The 25,208-nt window shown below is 61.4% G+C and carries 24 protein-coding genes; 14 read left to right on the forward strand and 10 right to left on the reverse strand.

Going from position 1 to position 25,208, the window contains the following annotated elements; translation table 11 throughout:
* The first annotated feature begins 53 nt into the window (after positions 1–53).
* On the forward strand, positions 54–1,211 hold the full coding sequence (locus tag AC1DWQ_RS20990; protein ID WP_477671377.1) for a GntR family transcriptional regulator: 1,158 nt from the start codon (positions 54–56) through the stop codon (positions 1,209–1,211).
* Between the two features lie 21 nt (positions 1,212–1,232).
* Here the strand turns inward: AC1DWQ_RS20990 and AC1DWQ_RS20995 are convergent, their stop codons facing one another.
* Positions 1,233–2,291, reverse strand: a complete 1,059-nt coding sequence (locus AC1DWQ_RS20995; protein ID WP_477671378.1) for an oxidoreductase — start codon at positions 2,289–2,291, stop codon at positions 1,233–1,235.
* 25 nt (positions 2,292–2,316) lie between these two features.
* Positions 2,317–3,669, reverse strand: coding sequence for a class-II fumarase/aspartase family protein (locus AC1DWQ_RS21000; RefSeq protein ID WP_477671379.1), 1,353 nt, complete (start codon positions 3,667–3,669; stop codon positions 2,317–2,319).
* Positions 3,670–3,857: 188 nt separating this feature from the next.
* Here AC1DWQ_RS21000 and AC1DWQ_RS21005 point away from each other — a divergent pair, with 188 nt between their 5' ends.
* Positions 3,858–4,859: a Bug family tripartite tricarboxylate transporter substrate binding protein gene (locus tag AC1DWQ_RS21005; protein ID WP_477671380.1), complete on the forward strand. Its 1,002-nt coding sequence runs from the start codon at positions 3,858–3,860 to the stop codon at positions 4,857–4,859.
* Between the two features lie 37 nt (positions 4,860–4,896).
* Positions 4,897–5,922: a glucokinase gene (gene glk, locus AC1DWQ_RS21010; RefSeq protein ID WP_477671381.1), complete on the forward strand. Its 1,026-nt coding sequence runs from the start codon at positions 4,897–4,899 to the stop codon at positions 5,920–5,922.
* 52 nt (positions 5,923–5,974) lie between these two features.
* Here glk and argF read toward each other — a convergent pair whose 3' ends face one another.
* Positions 5,975–6,919, reverse strand: a complete 945-nt coding sequence (gene argF / locus AC1DWQ_RS21015) for an ornithine carbamoyltransferase (protein WP_477671382.1) — start codon at positions 6,917–6,919, stop codon at positions 5,975–5,977.
* Complete coding sequence (locus AC1DWQ_RS21020) at positions 6,916–8,133, reverse strand: acetylornithine/succinylornithine family transaminase (RefSeq protein ID WP_477671383.1); 1,218 nt, start codon at positions 8,131–8,133, stop codon at positions 6,916–6,918. The genes argF and AC1DWQ_RS21020 overlap by 4 nt, the downstream gene beginning before the upstream one ends.
* A 432-nt stretch (positions 8,134–8,565) precedes the next feature.
* Between AC1DWQ_RS21020 and AC1DWQ_RS21025 the strand changes: the two genes are divergently transcribed.
* The gene (locus AC1DWQ_RS21025) at positions 8,566–8,886 is read left to right on the forward strand and encodes a DUF3579 domain-containing protein (protein ID WP_411885285.1); all 321 of its coding nucleotides are present in this window, start codon (positions 8,566–8,568) and stop codon (positions 8,884–8,886) included.
* A 121-nt stretch (positions 8,887–9,007) separates the two neighbouring features.
* Here AC1DWQ_RS21025 and rpsT read toward each other — a convergent pair whose 3' ends face one another.
* Positions 9,008–9,319, reverse strand: coding sequence for a 30S ribosomal protein S20 (rpsT, locus tag AC1DWQ_RS21030; RefSeq protein WP_007864125.1), 312 nt, complete (start codon positions 9,317–9,319; stop codon positions 9,008–9,010).
* A 220-nt stretch (positions 9,320–9,539) separates the two neighbouring features.
* Between rpsT and murJ the strand changes: the two genes are divergently transcribed.
* Both murJ and AC1DWQ_RS21040 read left to right on the forward strand, forming a co-directional pair.
* Positions 9,540–11,105: a murein biosynthesis integral membrane protein MurJ gene (gene murJ / locus AC1DWQ_RS21035; RefSeq protein ID WP_477671384.1), complete on the forward strand. Its 1,566-nt coding sequence runs from the start codon at positions 9,540–9,542 to the stop codon at positions 11,103–11,105.
* 74 nt (positions 11,106–11,179) lie between these two features.
* Positions 11,180–12,031 (forward strand): SirB1 family protein, encoded by an 852-nt coding sequence (locus AC1DWQ_RS21040; RefSeq protein WP_457279301.1) that lies wholly within the window; start codon positions 11,180–11,182, stop codon positions 12,029–12,031.
* A gap of 96 nt (positions 12,032–12,127) precedes the next feature.
* Here the strand turns inward: AC1DWQ_RS21040 and AC1DWQ_RS21045 are convergent, their stop codons facing one another.
* Positions 12,128–13,051 carry a LysR family transcriptional regulator gene (locus AC1DWQ_RS21045; RefSeq protein WP_477671385.1) on the reverse strand — a complete coding sequence of 308 codons (924 nt, stop codon included), beginning with the start codon at positions 13,049–13,051 and terminating at the stop codon, positions 12,128–12,130.
* A 145-nt stretch (positions 13,052–13,196) separates the two neighbouring features.
* Here AC1DWQ_RS21045 and metE point away from each other — a divergent pair, with 145 nt between their 5' ends.
* A complete protein-coding gene (gene metE, locus AC1DWQ_RS21050; protein WP_477671386.1) occupies positions 13,197–15,545 on the forward strand; it encodes a 5-methyltetrahydropteroyltriglutamate--homocysteine S-methyltransferase in 2,349 nt (782 codons plus the stop codon).
* Positions 15,546–15,578: 33 nt separating this feature from the next.
* Here metE and AC1DWQ_RS21055 read toward each other — a convergent pair whose 3' ends face one another.
* Both AC1DWQ_RS21055 and purM read right to left on the reverse strand, forming a co-directional pair.
* The gene (locus tag AC1DWQ_RS21055; RefSeq protein WP_477671387.1) at positions 15,579–16,556 is read right to left on the reverse strand and encodes a division plane positioning ATPase MipZ; all 978 of its coding nucleotides are present in this window, start codon (positions 16,554–16,556) and stop codon (positions 15,579–15,581) included.
* 169 nt (positions 16,557–16,725) lie between these two features.
* Positions 16,726–17,766, reverse strand: coding sequence for a phosphoribosylformylglycinamidine cyclo-ligase (gene purM, locus AC1DWQ_RS21060; protein ID WP_477671388.1), 1,041 nt, complete (start codon positions 17,764–17,766; stop codon positions 16,726–16,728).
* Between the two features lie 179 nt (positions 17,767–17,945).
* Here purM and AC1DWQ_RS21065 point away from each other — a divergent pair, with 179 nt between their 5' ends.
* Genes AC1DWQ_RS21065 through folK form a run of 5 tightly spaced genes read left to right on the forward strand, consistent with a single transcriptional unit; the run spans position 17,946 to position 22,596 of the window.
* Positions 17,946–19,022 carry an AI-2E family transporter gene (locus AC1DWQ_RS21065; protein WP_477671389.1) on the forward strand — a complete coding sequence of 359 codons (1,077 nt, stop codon included), beginning with the start codon at positions 17,946–17,948 and terminating at the stop codon, positions 19,020–19,022.
* Positions 19,023–19,056: 34 nt separating this feature from the next.
* Positions 19,057–19,743: a DnaA regulatory inactivator Hda gene (gene hda, locus AC1DWQ_RS21070; RefSeq protein WP_477671616.1), complete on the forward strand. Its 687-nt coding sequence runs from the start codon at positions 19,057–19,059 to the stop codon at positions 19,741–19,743.
* 26 nt (positions 19,744–19,769) lie between these two features.
* Positions 19,770–20,447, forward strand: coding sequence for an HAD family hydrolase (locus AC1DWQ_RS21075; RefSeq protein ID WP_477671390.1), 678 nt, complete (start codon positions 19,770–19,772; stop codon positions 20,445–20,447).
* A gap of 6 nt (positions 20,448–20,453) precedes the next feature.
* A complete protein-coding gene (gene pcnB, locus AC1DWQ_RS21080) occupies positions 20,454–22,094 on the forward strand; it encodes a polynucleotide adenylyltransferase PcnB (protein ID WP_477671391.1) in 1,641 nt (546 codons plus the stop codon).
* Between the two features lie 7 nt (positions 22,095–22,101).
* The gene (folK, locus tag AC1DWQ_RS21085; protein WP_477671392.1) at positions 22,102–22,596 is read left to right on the forward strand and encodes a 2-amino-4-hydroxy-6-hydroxymethyldihydropteridine diphosphokinase; all 495 of its coding nucleotides are present in this window, start codon (positions 22,102–22,104) and stop codon (positions 22,594–22,596) included.
* Positions 22,597–22,661: 65 nt separating this feature from the next.
* Here folK and AC1DWQ_RS21090 read toward each other — a convergent pair whose 3' ends face one another.
* Together AC1DWQ_RS21090 and pdxH are read right to left on the reverse strand one after the other, a co-directional pair.
* Positions 22,662–23,222: a hypothetical protein gene (locus tag AC1DWQ_RS21090; RefSeq protein ID WP_477671393.1), complete on the reverse strand. Its 561-nt coding sequence runs from the start codon at positions 23,220–23,222 to the stop codon at positions 22,662–22,664.
* Positions 23,223–23,259: 37 nt separating this feature from the next.
* Positions 23,260–23,910, reverse strand: coding sequence for a pyridoxamine 5'-phosphate oxidase (gene pdxH / locus AC1DWQ_RS21095; protein WP_477671394.1), 651 nt, complete (start codon positions 23,908–23,910; stop codon positions 23,260–23,262).
* Between the two features lie 103 nt (positions 23,911–24,013).
* Here pdxH and AC1DWQ_RS21100 point away from each other — a divergent pair, with 103 nt between their 5' ends.
* Both AC1DWQ_RS21100 and AC1DWQ_RS21105 read left to right on the forward strand, forming a co-directional pair.
* Positions 24,014–24,586, forward strand: a complete 573-nt coding sequence (locus AC1DWQ_RS21100) for a TetR/AcrR family transcriptional regulator (RefSeq protein ID WP_477647368.1) — start codon at positions 24,014–24,016, stop codon at positions 24,584–24,586.
* A 157-nt stretch (positions 24,587–24,743) separates the two neighbouring features.
* A complete protein-coding gene (locus tag AC1DWQ_RS21105) occupies positions 24,744–25,202 on the forward strand; it encodes a (2Fe-2S)-binding protein (RefSeq protein ID WP_477671395.1) in 459 nt (152 codons plus the stop codon).
* The last annotated feature ends 6 nt before the right edge of the window (positions 25,203–25,208 follow it).

The following is a 25,208-nucleotide window of genomic DNA, read 5'->3' on the forward strand; positions in this document are numbered from 1 at the left end:
GCGCATAGCCAGGGCAATTGAGGGTTGCGTGAAATGTGTTGTATTGTATGTATATGAGCAATACAGCATCTGATCTGGAACAGTACCTCGAAGAGTTGGCACGTACTGCCCAGCCCGGGGATCGCCTTCCGACCATTCGGGATTTGATGCGCCGGTTTGCCGTCTCCCAGATGGTGATTCAGCGTGCCTTCCAGGGCCTGAAAGCCAGGGGGCTGATTGCATCGCAGGTAGGGCGGGGGACCTATTTCCGCGTGGAAGGCGAGGCTGGCGTCGGCCCCGGCGCCTCGTCGCCGGCCGGAAGGTCGGTGCTGCTGCTGCGCCGTTCCATCAGCATTGCCCGCGGCCGTGTGTTGATAGAAGGGCTACAGCGTCGCTTTACCGCTGACGGCCACCGCGTACTTGAAGTTTCCTACACCGATCCCGCCCACGCGCGGACCATCTTGAAGGGTTCGCCCCGCTTTGACGCCTGCGTGGTTCAGTCGAGCTACAAAACCATCACGATTGATTTGCTCGCAGCGCTGAAAGAGAAATGCGATGCGTTGGCCGTGGATGGCGCGGCGCTCGCCGGGGCCGATGTCGAGGTGGTCGGCATGGAGTGGGGGGAGCCGCTGGCTGCGGCGATCACGCTTTTGCAGCAGCAAGGTCATCGCCGCATTGCATACGCAACAACGTCGCACCCATTTCTGGCAACCCAGATGGGACGGCGGCGGTTCGACTACCTGCAGACCACCCTGACAGGAATTGAGCTTCAGGTGATCACTGTGCCGCACCTGCCTGATGAGAACTACGAAGCGGTGCTTGTGGGGATGATCAAGGCCAGTCTGGATGCCTCGGGGCAGCTACCTTTCACCGCGTTGGTGGCGTGGGGCATCGAGGATGGCGCCAGATTTCGGGAACTGCTGCAAGAAGCTGGCGTTGGCATACCCGCACTGCTGAGTGTGGTGTTGCTGGGACGTACGGATCTTGCGAACGAGCACGCCAACTTCTTCGACACGATCGGGTGCAGCGTGGCCGATCAGGTCGAGTATTTGTATCAGGCCATCAACGCACGATGGGCCGACCCCTCAATCCCCTATGGCGTACGCCTGATTCCTGTAACGACTTACGCCGGTCAATCGATAGCCACCCTGCCGATGGCTGGTGAGCCGCACGAACAGGGTTTGCGGAAGTCCGTCAAAACTCGCAGCCAGGCGCTTGCCACCGGTTCCTGATCATTTGCCGAACGCGTGCTGTCATGCCTGGAATTCGATGGCAGAAACGGGCATTGTGCGACCCTCTCGCGCGCTCCGCAGTCCCAGCTCAATCAAACCGATGACCTGCATCGCATCATTGGCCGTGACGGGATTGATGCCCTTGCCATGGATGGCATCGCGTACTGCGCTGTAGTAGGCAGGGTAGTCACCCGCAACGCAGTTTATTTCGCGCCTTACGCAAGCGCCGTCCGTCCAAACTGAAACCTCGGCAGGCAAGGGATCAACTCCCCAGTCCAGGGCGGGTGGATGCTTTCCGGCTTTTAGCGCATTTTCTTGTGGATCAAGACCCATCTTGAGGAAACTGCCCAGGCTTCCATGCACTGTGAAGCGCGACCCCGGCGCCGGCGTCAGGGCACTGCCATGCAGAATGACCCGGCTTTGGCCATGGCGCAACACGGCGTGAAACCAGTCGGGAGTCTTTGCGCCATTGCGTTGTTCTGCCAGGTCGAGTGCAATCGATTCGGGAAGCCCGAATAGCTGCAGTGCCTGATCCAGCAAATGGGCTCCAAGGTCGTACCAGAGTCCACCGCCCGTATCGGCTTGTTCGCGCCAACGGGCAAGAACTTCCGGCCGGTAGCGATCGAAGTGCGATTCAAAATGAACGATTTTCCCCAGCTCACCGGAGGCAATGACCTGGCGCAGCGTAAGGAAGTCTGCATCCCAGCGACGGTTGTGGAAGACCGAAAGCAAGCGCCCAGCGGCTTGTGCTTTTGCCTGCAATTGCCGCGCTTCGTCCAACGTTACCGTAAAGGGTTTGTCGACCACCACATGCTTGCCCGCGGCCAGCCCTGCGCAAGCGAGCGAAAAATGTGTGTCGTTGGGTGTTGGTATCACCACAAGGTCAATGTCCGGACGCGCAAAAATCCGCTCTGCAGTTGCCTCGACCTGCACGTCGGGCCAGTCGGCATACACCTTGGAAGGATTGCTGCTTGAAATCGCGGCAAGTCTGAGCCCCGGGACTCCAGCTATCAAAGGCGCATGAAACGTTTTGGTGGCGTAACCGTAACCGACGATGCCAACGGAGAGAGTTTTAAGCACAAGGTGTCCCTTTTAGGTTGACCGCTTATCGAGGTTGCATCACGCGCTCGACCGTCTCAATCGTGATTGCCGCCGATTCGCCCACATAGTTGCTCGCAACAAGGGCCTGGGCCAGGCCCTCAGGAAGCCCATGCTTTGCAAACATCGGGTGCTCACTGATGCTTGTTATAAACGGAACGCCTTCGGATTGGGACCGTTGCGCTGCTTCGTAGAGTACCTTGTGTGCTTCGTGGCGTCCCATCAGCCTGGTAAGCCGCATCATGACGGCTTCTGAAGCGATCAGGCCGTTCGATAATTCAAGATTGTGCCGCATCGCCTCAGTGTTCACGGTAAGACCCTTTGCCAGCCTGGCAAGGGTCTCGGCAATGGACGCCGAGATGACGGCGATTTCTGGAAGCAAGGTGTCGGTCACGTTGGTTGCCGACGAGTCGCCTTCGTCCATTCGCACCATTGCTTCAAGGGCCGCAGGCACCCGCATCCGCATCATGCGCGCAAGGCTGACCAACAGCAGCGCGGTGGACGGATTGCGTTTTTGCGCCATGGTCGAGCTGCCTACCTTGCCCATGTGAAACGCTTCCGCAATCTCCCCGATTTCTGTGCGCTGCATGAATACGACGTCTTGCGCGATTTTCTGCGCGGAACCTGCAAGCAGCCCCAGTGCTGAAATGTAGTCGCACACGCGGTCGTAAGACGAACGGCTTGGCAGCCCGGCTGGCGGTAACCCGAGTTGCTCGGCCATGCGCGCTTCCACGGTCCGGCCTTTGATGCCCATCGCTGCGAAAGTGCCTATCGCACCGCCCATGCACGCGACGAACGACGAGGCCAGACGCTGCGTCAGGCGATCCCGATCCCGATCCAGTTCGTCGATCCAGCCGGCAAGCTTGAAGCCGAACGTCATTGGCAATGCATGTTGACCGTGTGTACGGCCCGCCATCACCGTTGCCCGGTGTTCCTGCGCCAGCCTGCCAAGTGTGGCGATGGCTGCATCCAGATGACCCGTCAACAAGTGGTGTGTCTCGCGCATCTGCAGTGAACTGGCGGTATCGAAGATGTTCTGGGTCGTCGCCCCCCAATGGATATAGCCCGCCGCTGGGTCGCCGCACAGTTCCTCGAACTGGGAGAGGACGGGAACGAGCGGATGTTGAGCAAACGCGATGTCCCGGGACAGGCGTTCCAGATCGAAGAGCCGGGCATCGGCCTTCTTCCCGATGATTTGCGCAGCCTCGGTGGGAATGACGCCGAGTTCGGCTTGGGCATGAGCCAGTGCTGCTTCAACATCGAGCCATGCCTGCAACGTGGCCCTGTCGCTCCAGATGCGTTTGGCTTCGCCGCTGAACCAGTGGCCGGTAATAAATGATTCAAACATACTGGTATTCATGGACGGCTTGGATTGTGACGCGGCAAGCCTATTGGCATGCTCGCTAAAATTTTTGATTGATACATATTGTATTTGTGTAATTCTATGTTTTATATAGAATAAATTTAAAATTAATACAAATTACAATAAATACAAATACAATATACTCGCCATGCATTCAGCGGGTACATAAAACATGGAGACACGTCATGGAAGATTTTTTTGCTCGCCAGCGATCCGGGCGTCGCAGGCTGTTGAACCAGCTTGCCTTGCTGGGCGCCGGCGCGTTATTACCGGGCATTGGCCGCGCACAATCGGACAAGCCTGTATCGCTGATAGTCGGGTACTCTGCCGGCGGCAGTGCCGACCTGGTTGCCCGTGTTGTGGGGGCCGAACTGTCAAAGCGCCTGGGGCGTCAGGTCATCGTCGAGAACGTTGCGGGCGCCAGCGGCATGATTGCCGCGCAAAAAGTGCTCAATGCGCCAGCTGACGGTAACCTGATCTACATGGGAGGTACGGATACCGTGCTGGTGCCCATGGTCAATCCGAAGACCAGGCTGGATTGGGAGAAGGACCTTCTGCCGGTTGGAAGAATGACCACGGTGCCGCTGGTATTCGCCGTCCCCGCGGGTTCGCCCCACGCGACGCTTTCCGACCTGGCGGGCGCGCTGAGAAAAAGCGGTAAAGAGAACTTCAATTACGCAACACCCGGAATTGCGACGATGCAACATCTCTATGGGTCGCTTATCAACAAGCGGGCAAAGGTGGAAATGTTGCATATCCCGTACCGTGGTGGTGCCCAGATCGTGAATGATCTTGTGGGTGGCCAGGTAGACAGCGCGGTGCTGGTCTTGTCGACGGCGATGCCCTTTCTCAAGGAGGGCAAGATCAAGGCCCTGTCGGTGTCGGATAGTGCACGCGTTCCGCAACTGCCGAATGTCAGGCGCATTGGCGAGGAAGAGGGCTTCAACGGAATTTCGCTGCCGCTCTGGCAAGGCCTGTTTGTGAAAGCGGGAACCTCCCCCTCTATCGTGGCCGCTTATGAAAAGGCATTGCTGGACGCACTCGCGCAGTCAGACGTGCGCACAAAGCTGGCGGAAGCCGGCATCACGGTCGCTCCGATGACCGGCCGTGAGCTTCGTGCGTTCGTCGGTCCACAGGCCTCGCTGTACCGCGAAATTGTGAAGACCGCAAAAATCACCATGGAATGACGAGCGGCTCATCCTGGCCCGGTTGCGATAAAAAAAGATGACTGCATTGCCCGGCAGTCCTGGCGGCGGTGGGCGGCTTTTGGCCGACATCGGCGGGACCAACGCACGCTTCGCGTGGCAGGCCGGTGCCGGTGCCGGGGCATCCATCGATGACCTGGTGATATTGCCTTGTGCTGGATATGCCAGCCTTGCGGATGCAATCCGGCATTACCTGGGCGTCGTGGGGCGAAGCGCCCCTCCTGACTGCGCAATCGCGATTGCCAATCCAGTGCATGGGGATCAGGTGCGAATGACCAATCATCGTTGGACTTTCTCGATCAAGGCACTGAAAGAGCAATTTGGATTCGCGAAGCTGCGGGTGCTGAATGACTTTACGGCGCTGGCCCTGGCGCTGCCCACGCTGAAGCCAGAGGAGTTGCGTCAGGTTCAGGGCGCAAAGGCCGCCCCTTTCGCTGCGATGGGTTTGATCGGGCCCGGTACCGGTTTGGGCGTTTCGGGGCTGTTGCCCGACGGGCAGGGTGGCTGGATCCCGATCGAGGGGGAGGGAGGGCATGCTACTTTGGCGGCTTGCACACCGCGTGAGCAAGCGGTACTCCGTTGGCTAAGCCGCCGCTACGGGCATGTTTCGGCCGAGAGAGCCGTATGCGGCCAGGGCCTGGTCGATATTTACCTGGCCATCAAAGAGGTTGACGGCTGTGCACCTGACGCCGGGCTTGATGCGGCGACCGTAGCGTCGGCAGCACTGGATGGGGGTGATCCCTGGTCTCGCGAAGCACTCGATCTTTTCTGCGCGTTCCTCGGAACGGTCGCGGGCAATCTGGCACTGACGCTCGGCGCTCGCGGCGGGATATTTATCGGCGGCGGCATCGTTCCGCGCATGGGAGAAGTTTTCGAGCATACGGCGTTTGGGCAACGCTTCAAGGCAAAGGGCCGCTTTGCACAGTTTCTGGCAGACGTGCCGGTGTACGTCATTCAGTCCGGGCAATCACCTGCGCTTCGCGGTGCCGCAATTGCGTTGGACAGCCCGTCCGCTTCAGTGCCTGGTGTTCCGCGAGACGGGTGACGCGGCTCGCGGTGCCGATGGAACTCATGCCCTATCGTTGATCGCTCAGTGTTTACGCGAGCTGCCCGAGCAAAAGGAACTCCATGAGTGCCTTTTGTGCGTGCATCCTGTTTTCAGCCTCATCCCAGACCACGGACTGCGGGCCGTCGATCACTTCGGCTTCGACTTCTTCGCCGCGGTGGGCAGGCAGGCAATGCATGAAAAGCGCGTCGGGTTTGGCCGCGGCCATCATTTCGGCGTCCACGCACCAGTCCGCAAAAGCTTTCTTGCGTGCTTCGTTTTCGGCCTCATAGCCCATGCTGGTCCATACGTCGGTGGTGACCAGGTCGGCACCAGCGCACGCCTGCATCGGGTCCTTGAAGACCTTGTAGCTTTCGGCCGAACGGATGCCGGCGATGGACTGGTCAACCTCGTAGCCGCCCGGGGTGCTCACGTGCACCTTGAAGCCGAGGATTTCGCTGGCCTGCAGCCAGGTATTGGCCATGTTGTTGCCGTCACCCACCCAGGCCACTGTCTTGCCCTTGATGGAGCCGCGGTGCTCGATGTAGGTGAAGATGTCGGCCAGGATCTGGCAAGGGTGGAATTCATTGGTCAGGCCGTTGATGACCGGCACGCGCGAGTGCTCGGCGAAGCGGTCGATCTTGGTTTGCTCGAAGGTGCGGATCATCACCAGGTCGACCATGCGGCTGATGACCTTGGCGCTGTCTTCAATCGGCTCGGCACGGCCCAGCTGGCTGTCGCCGGTGGTCAGGTGCACCACACTGCCGCCCAACTGGTACATGCCGGCTTCAAAGCTCACGCGCGTGCGCGTCGAAGCTTTTTCGAAAATCATCGCCAGCGTGCGGTCGACCAGGGGCTGGTGTTTTTCGTAGGCCTTGAACTTCTTCTTGATGATGGCGGCGCGCTCGAAAACATAGGCGTATTCGGCCGCGTTCAGGTCGCTGAACTGCAAATAGTGCCGCACGGCAGCAGGCGTGGAGGGGATCGCAGTGGTCACGCGTTTTTCTCTTTCAAAAGCTGCTTGATCAGCGGAACCAGGATGGCCACCGCTTCGTCGGCTTCAGCTGTGGTCATGATCAGCGAAGGCACCATGCGGATCACGGTGTCAGCGGTCACGCTCAGCAGCAGGCCGTTTTCGGCGGCGCGGGCGAGCAGCTCGCCGCAAGGCACTGTCAGCTCAATGCCCAGCATCAGGCCGCGGCCGCGGATTTCTTTCAAACCTTTTTCGCCGGCCAGTTCCCGGGCCAACGCCGCGCGAAGGTGGTCGCCCACCTTCACGGCGTTGGCAAGCAGGCCTTCTTCTTCCATGATGCGCAGGGTTTCCACTCCGGCGCGCATGGCCAGCGGGTTGCCGCCAAAAGTCGTGCCGTGATTGCCGGGGCTAAAGATGTGGGCGGCCTTGGGGCCGGCAACGACTGCGCCAATCGGCACGCCAGAGCCCAGGCCCTTGGCCAGCGGCATCACGTCGGGCTTGATGCCCGCCCACTGGTGCGCAAACCATTTGCCGGTGCGGCCCATGCCGCATTGCACTTCATCGATCATCAGCAGCCAGTCGCGCTCGTCGCACAGCGCCCGCACGTCGCGCAGGTATTCGTCTTTCATGCTGTTGATGCCGCCTTCGCCCTGGATGGCTTCAAAGAATACGGCGACGACATTGGGGTTATTGGCCGTAGCGGCTTTTAGCGCATCGATGTTGTTGAGCGGTACGCGGATAAATCCCTCCACCAGTGGGCCGAAGCCGGCCTGGACCTTGGGGTTGCCGGTGGCGCTCAGGGTGGCGATGCTGCGGCCGTGAAAGGCTTTCTCATAGACGACGATTTCGGGACGCTCAATGCCCTTGTCATGGCCGAACTTGCGCGCCAGCTTGAGCGCGGCTTCATTGGCTTCCAGGCCCGTGGAGCAGAAAAACACGTTTTCCAGACCCGACAGCTCCACCAGTCTGGCGGCCAGGGTTTCCTGCAGAGGCACGTGGTAGTAATTGGAGCTGTGGATGAGCTTGGCGATCTGGTCCTGCAGGGCGGGCACCAGCTTTGGATGGTTGTGGCCCAGGGTATTGACGGCAATGCCGCCCAGCGCGTCGAGGTAAGCCTTGCCATTGACGTCCCAGACGCGGCAGCCCTGGCCGTGGTCCAGCGCGATGGGCAGGCGGCCGTAGGTGTTCATCACGTGAGGGGAGGCGGCTTCGATGTGCTTGGGAAGGGCTGCGGTCATGGAGAACTCCGGAACAAGGGCTGTAACAGGGCTGAAAATCGGAGGCCCGCAACAAGTGAAGCAGGCCAGGTACTCCGACCCAGAGGTATCGAAACATGAAAGTGCGCCTTCGAGCCCATGCCGTCGTTGCAAATCCTCGCCATAGCCAAAGCTATGTCTGCGGTTTGCGCCTAGGCCTAGGCCCGAATCCATCACTTTCACTTTGTTCCGATACCTTTGGGCCGGAGTACAGGTTGATTTTAGGCGCAGAGTTTGCAGGCTTTTGTGACGATCCTGCATCACTGCAATGCAGGCGCCTGGCGCCTCCTGATGTTGAAAATCAGGCATCAAGTCTTATATAAGAGTCGCAAATAAGATAGAATTGTTGTGCGGTGCAGCATGGGGTGAATACGATCCCTTTCCACGTCAGGCGCCGCAAAAACCCTCCATCCGATGGTCTCCAACACCGCCAAAGAAGTCTTCATTCAGGGTATTACCCGCGACGGCAAAACCTTCCGGCCCAGCGACTGGGCCGACAGGTTGTGCGGCGTGATGAGCCATTTCCGCCCGGGCGGCCCGCAGCCCGGCAGCCACCTGACCTACTCCCCCTGGTGCGTGCCCACCGTCATCAACGGCGTGAAGTGTGTGGTCGTTAACTCAGAGCTGCGCGAGGCCGAGCCCATGGCCTGGGACTTCGCCATCAACTTCGCCAAAGACAACGATTTACAGGTGGCCGAAGCCTGTTTAATTCCGGATCCCCCGCGCAAAGACTGAGGTTTTCGAAGCGCCCAACAAAAAAGCCGTCTTTCGACGGCTTTTTTGCTTTGCTGCAGCGCACCCTACAAAACGGCGGACGGTATTTTCAGAATGCCGTCCGGGCGATTTGCCTGATTGCTCAGGCGGCCTTTGCGGGGGCCAGTGCCAGGGCTTTCACCTTGGCGGACAGGCGGCTCTTGTCGCGCGCTGCCTTGTTCTTGTGGAAGATGCCCTTGTCGGCAACCGTGTCCACAATGCTTTGGGCCTTGGCGAACAGGTCCTTGGCTTTGTCTTTGTCACCGGCTGCAACGGCTTTTTCGACGTTTTTCACAGCGGTGCGGTATTTGGAGCGCAGCGAGGTGTTCGCAGCGTTGAGTTTGACGTCCTGGCGGACGCGCTTACGGCCCGACGCGAGGCGGGGGTTCTTTTTCTTGGGTTTGGCGGTAGCCATATATAAATTCCTTTAATCCTGGGGAGGAGTCTGTGGATGTTGCAGCAAAGCCCACGATTATATACCCCCACGGTCGCTCACTTCGTGTAGCTCCCTGCCCCCCGAGGGGGCCGCCCGCCTGTGGCCCGGCAAAGCCGGTTCCACGGCTCATGCTGGTAAAGAGCCCATCTATAAGGGCGACGGGACGGGACTAGCGACCGTGGGGCTATAAACTCCCGGGGTGTCACTTTTCAAATCCGCTTCTACCGTCTCCCTTCTGACCCTGGTCTCCCGAATCACCGGTTTGGTGCGGGAACTGCTGATTGCCTCGACTTTTGGCGCCAGCGCCATGACGGATGCCTTCAATGTGGCATTTCGCATTCCCAACCTGTTCAGGCGGCTGTTTGCCGAGGGGGCTTTCAGCCAGGCTTTTGTGCCGGTGCTGGCCGCCAGCAAGGCCCAAAACGGCGAAGCCGAGACCAAACTGCTGATAGACCGGGTCGCCACTTTACTGGCCTGGGCGCTGCTTTTGACCTGTGTGGCCGGCGTGGCGGCAGCCCCTGTGCTGGTCTGGGCCATGGCCAGCGGGCTGAAGCAGGAGGCGCGTGGTTTCGAAGCCGCCGTTTTCATGACGCGCTGGATGTTTCCTTACATCGGCTTCATGTCGCTGGTGGCGCTGTCCTCGGGCGTGCTCAACACCTGGCGCCGGTTTGCCGTGCCGGCTGCCACGCCGGTATTGCTCAACCTTTCCATGATTCTGGCGGCCTGGCTGGGCGCCCCCTGGTTCAAGGCGCACGGGATCGAGCCGGTTTACGCCCTGGGCGGCGGCGTGATGGTGGGCGGCATCCTTCAACTGGCGGTGCAGGTGCCGGCGCTGTTCCGGCTGGGGCTGCTGCCGCGCATTGGCTGGAACCCTTCTGCGATCAAGGCGGCCTGGGCCGATCCGGCCACCCAAAACATCACCAGGCTCATGGTGCCGGCCTTGCTGGGTGTCAGCGTGGCGCAAATTTCGCTTCTTATCAATACGCAGATCGCTTCGCACCTCACGCCCGGCAGCGTCAGCTGGCTCACTTATGCCGACCGCCTGATGGAGTTCCCGACCGCGATGCTGGGTGTGGCCATCGGCGTGGTGCTGATGCCGCAGCTGTCGGCCGCCAAAGCCGCCGGCGATGCGGCGCGCTATTCGGCCATGCTGGACTGGGGCCTGCGCATTGTGGTGCTGCTGGCTGTTCCCTGTGCTGTGGCCCTGATGACGTTTGCCCAGCCGCTGGTTGCCACGCTTTATCACTATGGTGCTTTTACCGACCGCGACGTGCAGCAGACCACTACGGCCTTGATGGGCTACGGCGCGGGCCTGCTGGGACTGGTGGCCATCAAGGTGCTGGCGCCCGGTTTTTATGCGAGCCAGGATATCAAGACGCCGGTGCGCATTGCGGTGGCCGTTCTGGTGGTGACACAGCTGCTCAATCTGGCGCTGGTGCCGTTTTTGCAACACGCGGGGCTGGCGCTGGCCATCGGTATTGGCGCGCTCATCAACGCGTTCTGGCTGCTGTGGGGGCTCAAGCGGCGCGGCAGCTACACGCCGGCGCCCGGTTGGGGCATGTTTTCGGCACAGGTGGTGGGTGCCAGTGCGTTGCTGGCGGTTTTCCTGCTGTGGGCGGCCGGGGCTGTGAACTGGGTCGGTTTGAAAGGCCAGTATCTGGAGAGAATAGGGCTGCTGGCGCTTGTCCTGCTTGCGTCAGGCGCTATTTATTTTATAGCGCTATGGGCGTCGGGCCTGAAGGTGCGAAAACTTCTGAAACACTGAGTTGTCGCCTTTTTCAGACTCTTCAAGGGCATTCCTTGATTCCCTTTTTGCGCCGGTTTATGAGACAGTAGGGTATGCAATTAAATCTGACCGTACCGTCTCCATTGCAGTATTTCTCCAGCCTTGTGGAAAGCGACGAGCATTTCCCCCTGCTGGAGGCCGCCGTCAGCCTGGCGCAGGACGAATACCCCGACCTTGACGTGCAGCAGGTGCTGGGCGACGTAGACCAGTTGCTGGCCCGCCTCAAGCGCCGCCTGCCTGCCGACGCACCCGCGCTGCAGCGCCTGCGGGCATTGAACCAGTTCTTTTTTCACGACCTGAACTTCGGCGGCAACGTCAACGATTACTACGACCCCGACAACAGCTACCTGAATGCCGTGCTGCGCACACGCCGCGGCATTCCCATCACGCTGGCGGTGCTGTGGCTTGAGCTGGCCCTGGGCTTGGGCCTCAACGCGCGCGGCGTGGCCTTTCCCGGACATTTCATGGTGAAGGTCAACCTGCCCAAAGGCCAGGTTGTGATTGATCCGTTCAGCGGCCAGTCGCTCAGTCGCGAAGAGTTGTCCGAGCGGCTGGAGCCTTTCCGGCAACGCAGCAGCGCCGACGAAGAGTTCGAGGTGCCGATGGGGCTGTACCTGCAGTCGGCGCCGCCGCGCGAAATCATCAGCCGCATGTTGCGCAATCTCAAGGAAATCCACAAGACACAGGAAGACTGGCAGCGCCTCATCCCCGTGCAGGACCGCCTGATTGTTCTGCAGCCGGAAGCATGGACCGAATACCGCGACCGCGGCCTGGCCTGGGCCGCGCATGGCGAGCCCGAGCGGGCCATTGCCGACCTGGAAATCTATCTTGCCAACGCCGAAGATGCGCTCGACATTGACACCATGGCCGAGCGGCTGACCCAGCTGCGCCAAAGCCGCCACTGAGTTTCCCTGCTGTGTCCCCGGTTTGCCTGCTCCGGTTGTTGCTATTGATTTAATAGCTGCTTGCGCCCGTCTGCAGGGCGCTGCAGGCACTTTCTCTCAAAGAAGTTCGATCTCGCTGAGCGTGAGAAAGCAGCTTTCCCGTGTGATCGCCACAAAGTCTTCCAGCCAGGGCCGGCCTGACATGGCTTGCGTGCAAGCAACATAGAGGCGCCCAGTCAGGCCCTTTTTGCCGATCGGCCTTGCGCTCACGTAACCTCTGTCCAGGTAACTTTGCACGGCCCATTTGGGCAGGGCGGCGATACCGCGGCCACTGGCCACCAGCTGCAGCATGGCAATCGTCAGCTCGGTCGTACGGCGCGCAGGCTTGACGCCGGCCGGCTCCAGCACCTGGCGCACCACGTCGAGCATTTCGTCAGGTACCGGGTAGGTGATCAGGGTCTCGTTGGCGAAGTCCCTGGCCGTGAGATGTGTTTTGGCCGTCAGCGCATGCTCATTCGCCAGCAACGCCATGATTTCAAAGCGGAACAGCGGGTGGAAATCCACGGTTTCGCTGGCGTCTTCTTCGGAGACGATGGCGATGTCGGCGCGGTCCTGCAGCACGAGTGCAATCGGGTCGGGGTGAAAGCCCGAAACGATGTCCAGTTCCACCTCGGGCCAGCGCGTGCGAAACGAATCCATGGCCGGCATCAGCCAGTCAAAACAGGTGTGGCATTCCACAGCGATGCGCAACTGGCCTGAACGCCCGGTGGCCAGCCGCACCACATCGCGCTCGGCTTCCTCGACTTGCGGCAGCACCGCGTCGGCCAGCGCCAGCAGCCTGAGGCCCGTGGTGCTGAACTGAGGGGGTACGGACTTGCGCTCGAACAGCGGCGTGGCGTAGCGCTCTTCGAGCAGCTTGACCTGATGCGAGAGCGCCGACTGGGTGAGGTTGAGCAATTGCGCCGCGCGCACCAGGCTGCCGCTGTCGCGCAGGGCGATCAGCGTGCGCAGGTGGCGCAGTTCAAGGATGGACGGGCTCATCAGTTATTCCCTGCAGATCGATCAGCAGATTAATCGGTGAATCAATTATTTTCATATTGAAAGGCAATATCTTTCGTTTGAATAATAGTTGAATCTGGCCGACCATGCGTTCTTCTGTGATTGATTTGCATTGGGAGATAACTGGATGGTCCACACACATACCCTGGGTTTTCCGCGCATGGGCGCGAACCGGGAACTGAAATTCGCGCTCGAAAAACACTGGCGCGGCGAGATTGACCTGGCTGCACTGGAAGCCACCGGAGCCGGCCTGCGCGAGCGGCACTGGGCCGTGCAGAAAGAAGCCGGGCTGGACTTTGCCACGGTAGGCGACTTCGCTTTTTACGACCACGTGGCCAATCACATCCAGATGCTGGGTTGCGAGCCGGCGCGCTTTGGCTTCACCGGCCGGGAGCCTTCGCTCAGCCGCTACTTCGCCATGGCGCGCGGCGTGAATGCACACAGCGACCCTGCACACAGTGCCGACTGTGCGTGCGCGGATGGCAAGGCGGGCGGTGGCAGCTTCGCGCTGGAAATGACCAAATGGTTTGACACCAATTACCACTACCTGGTGCCTGAGTTCAATGCGGCCACGCAATTCAGCCTTGCTTCGGAGCGCCTGTTCGATGAAGTGACGCAGGCCCAGGGCGCTGGCCACCGGGTCAAGGCGGTGCTGCTCGGGCCACTGAGTTTTCTGTGGCTTGGCAAGGAAAAGACAGGCGGCGATGAGCCCGGCTTTGACCGCTTCAGCCTGCTCGACAAACTATTGCCGGTGTATGCGAAGATTCTCCGGCGGCTGAAGGCGCAAGGTGTGGAGTGGGTGCAGATGGACGAGCCCATCCTGGGCCTGGATTTGCCCGAGCGGTGGCGCTACGCCTTTGAGCGCAGCTATTCGCAGCTGGCCCGCAACGCACCCCAGCTGCTGCTGGCCACCTACTTTTCGCCGCTGGCCGACAACCTGAGGCTGGCCTGCCAGTTGCCGGTGGCGGGCTTGCATGTCGATGCGGTGCGTGCACCCGAGGAACTGGTGGGGGTGGCCGACTGGCTGCCTGCGCACAAGGTGCTGTCGGTGGGTATTGTGGACGGCCGCAACATCTGGCGCACAGACCCCGACATGGCGCTGGCGAAGCTGCGCGCGGTGACAGCCAGGCACCAGGGCGAACTCTGGATCGCACCCTCCTGCTCGCTGCTGCACGTGCCTTTCAGCCTTGCAGCCGAGAGCGCGCTGGATGCGGAATTGCGCTCTTGGTTAGCATTCGCGGTGGAAAAACTGGGCGAACTGCGCATGTTGCGCGCGGCGTTCACGGGAGAAGAGTCTCCGGTTGCCAGGGAGCTCGCTTCAGCCCGCGCGGCTGTTGCGGCGCGCCGGCGCAGCCCCCGTGTGCACCGGGCCGACGTGGCATTGCGTCTTGCACGCAGCGTTGCAGGCGACGATAGCCGCAGCTCACCTTTTCCGGTGCGCCAGGCCCTGCAGCGCGCCCGCCTTGCGCTGCCGCCGCTGCCCACCACCACCATCGGTTCCTTCCCGCAGACGCCGGAGATCCGCGCTGCGCGCGCAGCGTTCAAACGCGGCGAACTCGGCGCGGCGGGCTACCGTGAAAAGATGGAAGCCGAGATTGCGCTGGCGGTACGCAAGCAGGAGGCACTGGGCCTTGACGTCCTGGTGCATGGAGAAGCCGAGCGCAACGACATGGTCGAGTACTTCGGCGAGCAGCTTGACGGCTTTGCCTTCACGGCCAACGGCTGGGTGCAGTCCTACGGCTCGCGCTGCGTCAAGCCGCCGGTGATCTTCGGCGATGTGGCCAGGCCTGTACCCATGACGGTCGAATGGACGGCCCATGCGCAGAGCCTGACGAAGCTGCCGATGAAAGGCATGCTGACCGGCCCCGTCACCATCCTGCAATGGTCCTTTGTGCGCGACGACCAGCCGCGCAGCCTGACCTGCGAGCAGATCGCGTGGGCCATACGCGACGAGGTGGTGGACCTTGAGAGGGCCGGCATCGGCATCGTCCAGATCGACGAGCCGGCCATTCGCGAAGGATTGCCGCTGCGCCGTGCGAGCTGGGCCGCGTACCTGCGCGCCGCCACGCGGGCTTTTCGCATCAGTGCCTCGGGTGTGCGCGACGAGACGCAAATCCACACCCACATGTGCTACGCCGAATTCAACGACATCCTGCCGGAAATCGCCGCAATGGACGCCGACGTGATCACCATCGAGACCAGCCGCTCCGACATGGAACTGCTGCGCGGCTTTGGCGCCTTCAGGTATCCCAATGAAATCGGGCCGGGCGTGTATGACATCCATTCACCGCGCGTTCCGACCGTGGACGCCATGGTGCGCTTGCTGCGAAAGGCCGCCAGCGTGATCCCGGCGGAAAACCTCTGGATCAATCCCGACTGCGGGCTGAAAACGCGGGGCTGGCCGGAAACCGAAGCGGCGCTCGGCAACATGGTGCGGGCCGCGCAAGAAGTGCGCAAGGAGCTGGCGGCCTCCTGACGCGGTGCGCCGGACGCCGGGAGGAAGGGCGAGTCAGGTGCCGCGCTTGAGGAAATGCGGAATCTGCATGCCGTCAGGAGAGTCCACATTGCGCGACATGGCCGGCGCCGTGCTGACCTGCACAGGCCGGCCGACCGCGCGTGCGGTGCTTTGTGCGGACATGCGCGCGCCATGCACCAGGGATTCCTGTGCGGGCATGAGGCTGTTGGGAAGCGAGCTGCCCAGGCGCGTGGACGCGGCTTTGGCTGCGGGCGGTGGGTTGAGCAGCCGGGCACCCAGCGTTGCGGCGGTCGAAGGCAGGGGCGCGATCATCCGGACCGGGGCTTTGGCCGGCACTGTCGCGTGCCCCCTTTCGGGCGCGTCGTTGGCGGCTTGCGGCGGATACAACGTGGGACGCAGCCACTCCAGGATCGGTTGCCACTGCTGCAGGTCTTGCGTTGCGGCGCTGGCCGGCAGGTCAAATATCGTCATGCCGCGCTCCAGGCTGCGTACATACAGCTGGGTTTCGCGCAGGGCGCCCAGGAAAGGCATGCCAAGGCTCTCAGACCACGCCTGCAGCGTTTTTGCGGCGCTGGTGCGCCCGTCGATGCGCATGCCCACCGTGGCGAGCCGGCAGCGGCCGCTGGCCACGCGCGGCAACGCCATCAGCTCGGCGTGGCACTGCGCGGCCGATTCGCGGTCAAACATTGAATTGCATACCGGCATGACGATGACATCGGCAAACATCACCACGCGCGCCAGCTCAAAGCCGTGCATGCCGCCCGGCGTGTCAAGCACCACGTGCGTGATGCCGGTGGGCACACGCAGCATGTTTTTCTGATCGACGGCCCAGGGCGCGATGGCGGGCAGCGCGGGGTCCCGGCGCTTGAGCCAGCTTCGCGCCGACTGCTGGCGGTCTACGTCGCCCAGCATGACCGAGCTGCCATTGCGAGCGCACCAGGCGGCGATGTGCGCGGCCAGCGTGCTCTTGCCACTGCCTCCCTTGCGGTTGACGACTGCGATAACCGGCATGACTGCTCCAAAGACGGATCGATGGAACAGTTTGATACATAAATAACAAAAAGTCCAGTGACCCCAAGCGCCACGGGCGCACGCAGCTAGTGTTTTTGTAGCAAAACGGCCCGGCCGAGGGAGCGGACAGCCCCAGGTCGCGGGGCGCGAGAGGGCGGTTGCGGCAGGCTTAGCCGACCGTGACGGCGGCGCCGTCGCCCTTGGGTGCGATCACACCGATTTCATACACCTGCTCGCCGGCGTCACGCAGGGTTTTGGCTGTGGCTTGCGCATTGGCGGCGTCCACCACGACGACCATGCCGATGCCGTTGTTGAAGGTGCGGTTCATCTCGAAGTCGTCGATACCGGCGGTTTTTTGCAGCCAGGCGAACAGCTCGGTTTGCGGCCAGCTGCCCTTTTTGAGGTGGGCGGCCGTACCTTCGGGCAGCACGCGCGGAATGTTTTCCAGCAAGCCGCCGCCGGTGATGTGGGCCAGCGCCTTGATCGGGTGGGCAGCCAGCGCGGCCAGCACGTTCTTGACGTACAGGCGGGTAGGCTCCATCAGGGCCTGCTTGAAAGGCTTGCCGTCAAGCTTCGCCGGAGCCGCAGCGCCGGCGCGTTCAATGCACTTGCGCACCAGGCTGAAACCGTTGGAATGCACGCCGCTGCTGGCCAGGCCCAGCACCACATCGCCGGGCTTCACGTCCTTGCCGGTCAAAATTTTGGACTTTTCGACCGCACCCACGGCAAAGCCGGCCAGGTCGTATTCGCCCGCGGGGTACATGCCGGGCATCTCGGCGGTCTCGCCGCCGATCAGCGCGCAGCCGCTTAATTCACAGCCTTTGGCAATGCCGCCGACCACAGCCGCAGCCGTGTCCACATCCAGCTTGCCGCAGGCGAAGTAGTCCAGGAAGAACAGCGGCTCGGCGCCTTGTACCAGCACGTCATTGACACTCATGGCCACCAGGTCGATGCCCACGGTGTCGTGCATCTGCCATTCAAAGGCCAGCTTGAGCTTGGTGCCCACGCCGTCGGTGCCACTGACCAGCACGGGCTCCTTGTAGCGCTTGGGCACCTCAAACAGGGCGCCAAAACCGCCAATACCCGCCAAAACGCCTTCCCGCATGGTTTTTTTTGCCAGCGGCTTGATGCGTTCGACCAGCGCGTCACCTGCGTCGATGTCGACGCCTGCGTCTTTGTAGCTCAGGGGGGAAGTGGAGGAGGTGGTCATGTGTCGGCTTTGATGCAGTGGGAGGGCAGGCGGTCAGAAGGCGGATTTGCAGCCCGGAAGCGGCCTGCAAGCCCGATAGAATTCAGCCTGAGATTCTAAAGGCTGCCCATCAGGCACCTTTCGGGCCTTTCCAGGGACTTTTTCCAGGGTTCCTTCCGGCAAGCTCAACCCAAGGCTGTATGCAATTCACCACCACCCAAAAACGCGCCACCGCCTGGTGCGCCATCGCCGCGCTGGTCATCCTGGCGCTGTGGCTGCTGGGGCCGGTGCTGGCGCCCTTTGTCATTGCAGCCGTGCTGGCCTATGCGTTGACGCCGCTCGTGAACCGGCTGGACGACATGGGCAAGGGCCGCCTGCCGCGCGTGGTGGCGGTGGTGCTGGTGGAGTTCCTCTTCATCGTGGCGCTGTTCGGCCTCTTTTTGCTGATCGTGCCCATCATGGCCAAGGAGCTGCCCGTGCTGCGCGAGCAGGTGCCGTTGCTGGCCGACAGGCTCAACACCAGCCTGGCGCCGTGGCTGGCGCAGTTCGGCATCCATGTCGCGCTGGACGTGGGCAGCATCAAGGCCTTTGTACTCAAGTACCTCAATGCCAATTTTGAAGACCTGTTCGGCTCGCTGATGTCGTCACTCAAGCTGGGCGGCAGCGTGGCGCTGGCCATCATCGGCAATGCGGTGCTGATTCCCGTGGCGCTGTTTTACCTCCTGATGGACTGGGACAAATTTGTTGCCCGTGTGCTTGAACTGGTGCCGCCGCACCTGCGTGCGGGTTTTGACAGCTTCACTGACGAAGCCGACTCGGTGCTGGGCCAGTACCTGCGCGGCCAATTGCTGGTCATGCTGATCATGGCGGTGTTTTATGCGGTGGGGCTGGCGCTGTTCGGTCTGGATCTGGCCCTGCCCATCGGCGTTTTCACGGGCCTGGCGATGTTCATTCCTTACCTGGGCTTTGGCCTGGGCCTGATGCTGGCGGTGCTGGCCGGCCTGCTGGAGTTCGCTTCGCTCAAGGCGATCGTCATGGTTGCCGTGGTCTACGGCATTGGGCAACTGGTGGAAAGCCTGTACCTCACGCCGCGCCTGGTGGGCGAGCGCATTGGCCTGCACCCGCTGGCGGTGATCTTTGCCTTGCTGGCTTTCGGCCAGATGTTCGGCTTTGTCGGTGTGCTGGTGGCGCTGCCGGCCAGTGCGGTGCTGCTGGTGGGCATACGCCGCATTAAAGCCAGCTATATGGCCAGCCGGCTTTACAACAAGGCCGGCTAAGGCTGAACAGGGTCAGGATGAACGCATGGCGGGCATGAAACAGATTGCGCTGGACATCGGGCTGGCTTCCGCCCCGTCGTTCGCCAATTTTTTTGGCGGGCCGAACGAAGCCGCGCTCAAACATCTGGAGCTGTGGGCCGGCAACACGCTGCGCTCACCGGTGCCCACCTACCTCTGGGGTGAAGCCGCCAGCGGCAAAACCCATTTGCTCAAGGCCGTGCGCGAAACGCTGCGCGAGCAGGGCGCGGCCAGCGGCTGGATGGACGCCTCCATGCTGGAGCCGCCCGAGTTCAACGAATCCTGGGCGGCCGTCATCCTGGACGACTGCCATCTCTACACCGCGGTGCAGCAGCAGGCCGCCTTCAACTGGTTTGTGAACGCGCTCAGCGCACCGGACGGCCGCCCGCGCTGGGTGCTGGCCGCCGGCCAGATGCCGCCGGCCGACCTGGCGCTGCGCGAAGACCTGCGTACCCGCCTCGGCTGGGGCCATGTGTTTGCCCTGCAGGCCTTGACCGAAACCGAGCGGCGCGCCGTGTTGCGGCGCGAGGCCGATGCGCGTGGCGTGTTTTTGAGCGACGAGGCGATGGACTTCATGCTGACCCGCTTTTCGCGTGACCTGGGCAGCCTGATGCAACTGCTGGACCAACTGGATGCCTATGCCTTGCAAACGAAACGCGCCATCACCATCCCCCTGATCAAGTCGATGCTGGAGAGTGAATAAGTGACTGCCGTGACTGCGACTGCCAAATGACTGTTCCCCGCAAGATTGCTCTTTTTGACCTCGATCACACGCTGATCCCCATCGATTCCGACTACGAATGGGGAGAATTCACCATCGCGCTGGGCTGGTGCGACAGCACCGAGTTCAAGCGCCGCAACAACGAGTTTTTTGAGCACTACCGCGCCGGCACGCTCGACATCCACGAATACGTGCGCTTTGCCACGGAAGCCATCCGCAAGCAGGGCGCTATCAATTCAGGAGCTGGTCACGCACATTTTATGCGGGACGTGGTGCAAAAAGCCATTACAAAACAGGCCTTGGAGCTGGTAGGTAGCCACCGCGCCGCGGGCGATGAATTGGTCATCGTCACCGCCACCAACGAGTTCGTGACGCGCCCCATTGCCGACGCTTTCGGCGTGAAAGAGCTGATCGCCGTCGAGCTGGAGCGCGACGCCCAGGGCTGGCTGACCGGCGAGATTAAGGGCGTGCCCTCGGCCCGCGAGGGCAAGGTCACCCGCGTGGAACAATGGCTGGCGGCCCGGAACCTGGGCTGGAGCGACGTGGAAACCACGTTCTACACCGACTCCATGAACGATATTGCTCTGCTGGAGAAGGCCACCCACCCCGTCGCGACCAACCCGGACGAGCGCCTGCGGGCGCTGGCGACAGAGCGCGGATGGCGCATACTTGACCTGTTTCACTAGTTTTCCATGATCAAAAAATTTATCGACAAGCTGTTTGGCAAATCAGACAGCACGGATCCCGGCGCCAAGCGGGTCAAAAAATCACCTTTCGGCCAGCGCCAGGATGTCACCGTCAAGGAACACGGCATAGATGTCTCCCTGGTGGACGACCGCGCCATGGACGTGGTGCGCACCCTCAAAGACGCCGGTTACGAGGCCTATATCGTGGGCGGCGCGGTGCGCGACCTGCTGGTCGGCCTGCGCCCCAAGGATTTCGACGTTGCTACCGACGCCACGCCCGAGCAGGTCAAGTCGCTGTTTCGCCGTGCCTTCATCATCGGCCGGCGCTTTCGCATTGTGCACGTTATTTATGGCCGCGGGCGTGAGCACGAAGTGATCGAGGTCTCGACCTTCCGCGCGCATCTCGACAGCAGCCTGGCCGAGCAGGTCGGTGGCAACGAGCGCACCAGCAAGAGCGAACTCGCCGGCATGAAGCATGCGGTCGATGCCTCCGGCCGGGTGCTGCGCGACAACGTCTGGGGCCCGATCGAGCAAGACGCCGCCCGCCGCGACTTCACCATCAACGCGATGTACTACGACCCCGAAACACAGGTCGTGGTCGACTATCACAACGGCATCAGGGACGCGAAGAAAAAGATCATCCGCATGATCGGCAACCCGGCCGTGCGTTACCGCGAAGATCCGGTTCGCATCATCCGCGCCGTGCGTTTTGCCGCCAAGCTCAGCGCGCTGGGCTTCAAGTTTGAAGACAAGACCGTTGCCCCGCTACGCGAGATGAAGGGCTTACTGGCCGACGTGCCGCAGTCGCGTCTTTTTGACGAAATGCTCAAGCTGCTGCAGACCGGCCATTCGCTGGCCAGCATCGCGCAGCTCAAGTTCTTGGGCCTGGGCACCGGCATTTATCCGCTGCTTGATGTGGTGGTGGAAAACGCCGACGAGCCCTTCCTGAAGCTGGCCCTGCAAGACACCGACCGACGCGTCGGCGAAGGCAAGCCCGTGGCGCCCAGCTTCTTGCTGTCGTGTGTACTGTGGTTTGATGTACGCGAGGGCTGGGAGCGGCGCAAAAAGCGCGGCGAGCCCCTCATGCCCGCGCTGCAGGATGCGATTGACGATGCCTTCAACGCCAAGATCGGCGATGTCTCGGGCCGCGGCAAGCTGGGCACCGACATGCGCGAGATCTGGACCATGCAGCCCCGCTTTGAAAAACGCACGGGCAGCGCACCGTATTCGCTGCTGGACCAGCCCCGCTTTCGCGCCGGCTTTGATTTCCTGCGCCTGCGCGCGCAGACCGGCGAGATCGAAATGGAGCTCGCCGAGTGGTGGGAGAAATTCAGCACCGCCTACGACGACGAACGCCACGCCATGATTGAAGAGGCGCGTCAGGCGCAGCAGAACAAGCCGCAGGCGCCTCGGGTTCGCGTCAAACGTGTTGATGCCGAGCCTGGTTTGGGCCAGACAAGCCATGCCGAACGCACCGTGCCCGATGCGGCGGATGCGTCTGGCCAGCCGGGCGATGCCGCACCGGCCAAAAAACGCCGCCGCCGCCGCAAGCCGGCCAATCGCGGTGGTGCAGATGGGGCAGGCAGTGCCGAAGGCGCGGGCGGCGAGGCTTCTTCGCCTTCATCGGATAACGCGTCAAATTCCTGAGGCTCAGGTGGTCAGCGCCTACGTTGCCCTGGGCGCCAACCTCGGCGATGCTGCGGCGGCACTGCGGCAAGCCGTTCAGGCGATAGGCCGGTTGCCGCTCACGCAGGTCCGCCAATCTTCCAGTCTCTATAAAACAGCGCCGCTGGATACCGACGCGGGCGAGGAATCTGCGGCCCCTGGTAACGACTACCTCAACGCCGTCGTCGAACTCGAAACCGGGTTGACCGCTCCCGCCTTGTTGGATCACCTGCAACAGATCGAACAGCAGGCAGGCCGCGAAAGGCCGTACCGCAACGCACCGCGAACGCTGGACCTGGACTTGTTGCTCTACGGCAGCGCACGCATCGAATCAGAACATCTCACGGTGCCGCACCCGCGCATGATGCAGCGGGCTTTTGTGCTGGTGCCACTGGCGGAGATTGCGCCGGGTTTGGTCAGTGCGGAGCAGTTGGCGGCGGTGGCGCATCAGCCCATTGAGCTGCGGGGTACGCAACCGGTGTAGAGCGTAAGTGCCATTTGTATCAATGGCTTAGGTAGACCAAATAATGTCTACGGTAGTTAGAACGGTCACGATGGCAAGTTGTGCCCTCGGCGCGCTAAGCAAGTGGGCGGTCGGCAATTGCTCTCATAGTGCTCCGTCAACTTCCAGTAGTCATTGAAAAGGAACTCCAAGGTTCTGACAGCCTCCCCTAATTCCTCTAGCTTAATTGACATAGGGGGAATCTGTTTGGCTTGCTCCATCTCCCAGTTAAGGGCGATGAATTCGATCTTCGGTTCAATAGCAGATCTACTTGGGTAAACAGCCCAACGCCCATGGACGAAATCGTTACGAAGGGCCTTCACAGTTCTCGCGTGTTCGAACCATCGAGAAAAGTCGCGCATTGCGTCTTCATCCTCGTGGCAGTAAAGTTTCATCACTAGCGGTTCGAGTGCGTCCAGTCGTATGGCAAATGGCATGCGAGCGTTTAGCAGATGTTCTACTTTTTCCCCGCAATATGGTCCCATCCATTTGAGCTGGAGACCGATGTTGAAGTCGAAGCGTCCGAAGGCGTGAACTAGTCTTCCTAACAAGATGTGGAGGCGGTCTTCGGTGGTCGGTGCCGACGGGGCAATTTCGTCACGTTTCATTTTTTCTCCATGGAAGACGATGGATGACTGACGGTCTCTAGGGCGCCAGCCGCTCACGCAACCACCCCGCATCACCCTGCAGCGTATACCGCAGCCGGTCATGCAGCCGGCTTTTCCGTCCTTGCCAGAACTGCCAGTTGTCGGGCTTGAGGCGGTAGCCGCCCCAGTGCGGCGGGCGGGGCGGCTGCAGCAAAAATTTCGCACCGTATTTGGCTGCATTGGTCACCAGCACGCTGCGCCCTGAAATCACCTCACTTTGCGGGCTGGCCCAGGCGCCTATGCGCGAATCCAGCGGGCGGGTGCTGAAGTAAGCGTCGCTTTCTTCAGCAGAGACTTTTTCGACCACGCCTTCAATGCGCACCACGCGCTCGAGCTCTATCCAGTGAAATTGCAACGCCGCATAGGGGTTGCCCGCCAGTTCTTGTCCCTTGCGGCTGTCGTAGTTGGTAAACCAGGTGATGCCGTGCTCGTCATAGCCCTTGATCAGTACGATGCGGGTGGAGGGGCGCAGGTTGCTGGCCACGGTGGCCAGCGTCATGGCGTTGGGTTCGGGCACTTCGGCGGCGATGGCTTCTTTCAGCCACTGGTCGAATTGCTGGAGTGGGTCTGCGGCTGATGCGTCTTCGTTGAGTTCGGCGCGTTCATAGCTTTTGCGCAGGTCGGCAATGGAGAGGGTGGGCTGGCTCATGGCTCTGATTGTGCCCGCAGAGGCCATGTCCTTGCCTGCGGTAGACCTCGGTAGAGGGCGGGCTTGATACCGAATTAATATTCGTTTATATTCACACCCTTCCATGAAGCCCAAAGACGATGAAAAGCAGCGCGCTATTGCCGAGGCCACCTTCAACCTGGTGGCCCAGACCGGTCTGAGCGGCCTGACCATGGCCGACATTGCCCGCACGGCCGGCATCGCCACCAGCACGCTGTACGTCTATTACCCGTCCAAGGACGAGCTGATCAGCCAGCTCTATGAAGAAGCCAAAACCGCGACCATGCTGCGCCTGATGGATGGTGTCGTACCCGGGACCCCCCTGCGCAGCCGTGTGCGCCGCCTCTGGGGCAACCTGCTGCGGCACCGGCTGGAGCGTTATGCCGAGGTCGTGTTCCAGGAGCAGTACTACAACTCTCCCTGGTTCACGCAGGGAAACCGCGAGTTGTCGACCCGGCTGGCGGCGAGCTTCTTTGCATTGATCGAGGAGGGCCAGAAGCAGGAGATTTTCAAGCCTGTGCCCTTGCCGTTGTTAACGGCTACCCTGGTGGGCTCGGTGCGGGAAACCGCCAACCTGATACGCACCCAGGTGCTGCCCGATGACGAGGCGGTGCATCAGGCGGCTTTTACGCTGTGCTGGGACGCCATCAAGGCCTGAATCTTTGAAACGCCTCTGAAAGGCAATACCCCTCATTTCTGCATGCCCAAGTTTTTACGGATAAAACCCTGATTTAAGCGAATATAAATTCGACAAGTAGCGCTCCCTTTTTCTCCCTTTTGATTTCCCCCTAACAAAAACCGCAAGGAGTTCCACGATGCCCACCCTCAACATCAACGGCAAGGACGTATCCGTCAACGCCGACCAATCCACCCCCATCCTCTGGGCCTTGCGTGACACGCTGGGCATGACAGGCACGAAGTTCGGCTGCGGCGCGGCGCTGTGCGGCGCGTGTACCGTGCATCTCAACGGCGCGGCCATACGCTCGTGCATCACGCCGATTTCTGCCGCTGCCGGCCAGAAGATCACCACCATCGAAGCCGTGGCCACCGACCGCGTCGGCAAAGCCGTGCAGGACGCCTGGGTCAAACATGACGTGGCGCAGTGCGGCTATTGCCAAAGCGGCCAGGTGATGAGCGCCACCGCCTTGCTCAAGTCCAACGCCAAACCGAGCGATGCCGACATCGACGGCGCCATGGCCGGCAATATCTGCCGCTGCGGCACCTATGTGCGCGTTCGCGCTGCCATCAAAGACGCCGCCCAGGCACTGGCTTAACTGGTT

This window comes from Polaromonas sp. P2_G11 (assembly GCF_056403595.1).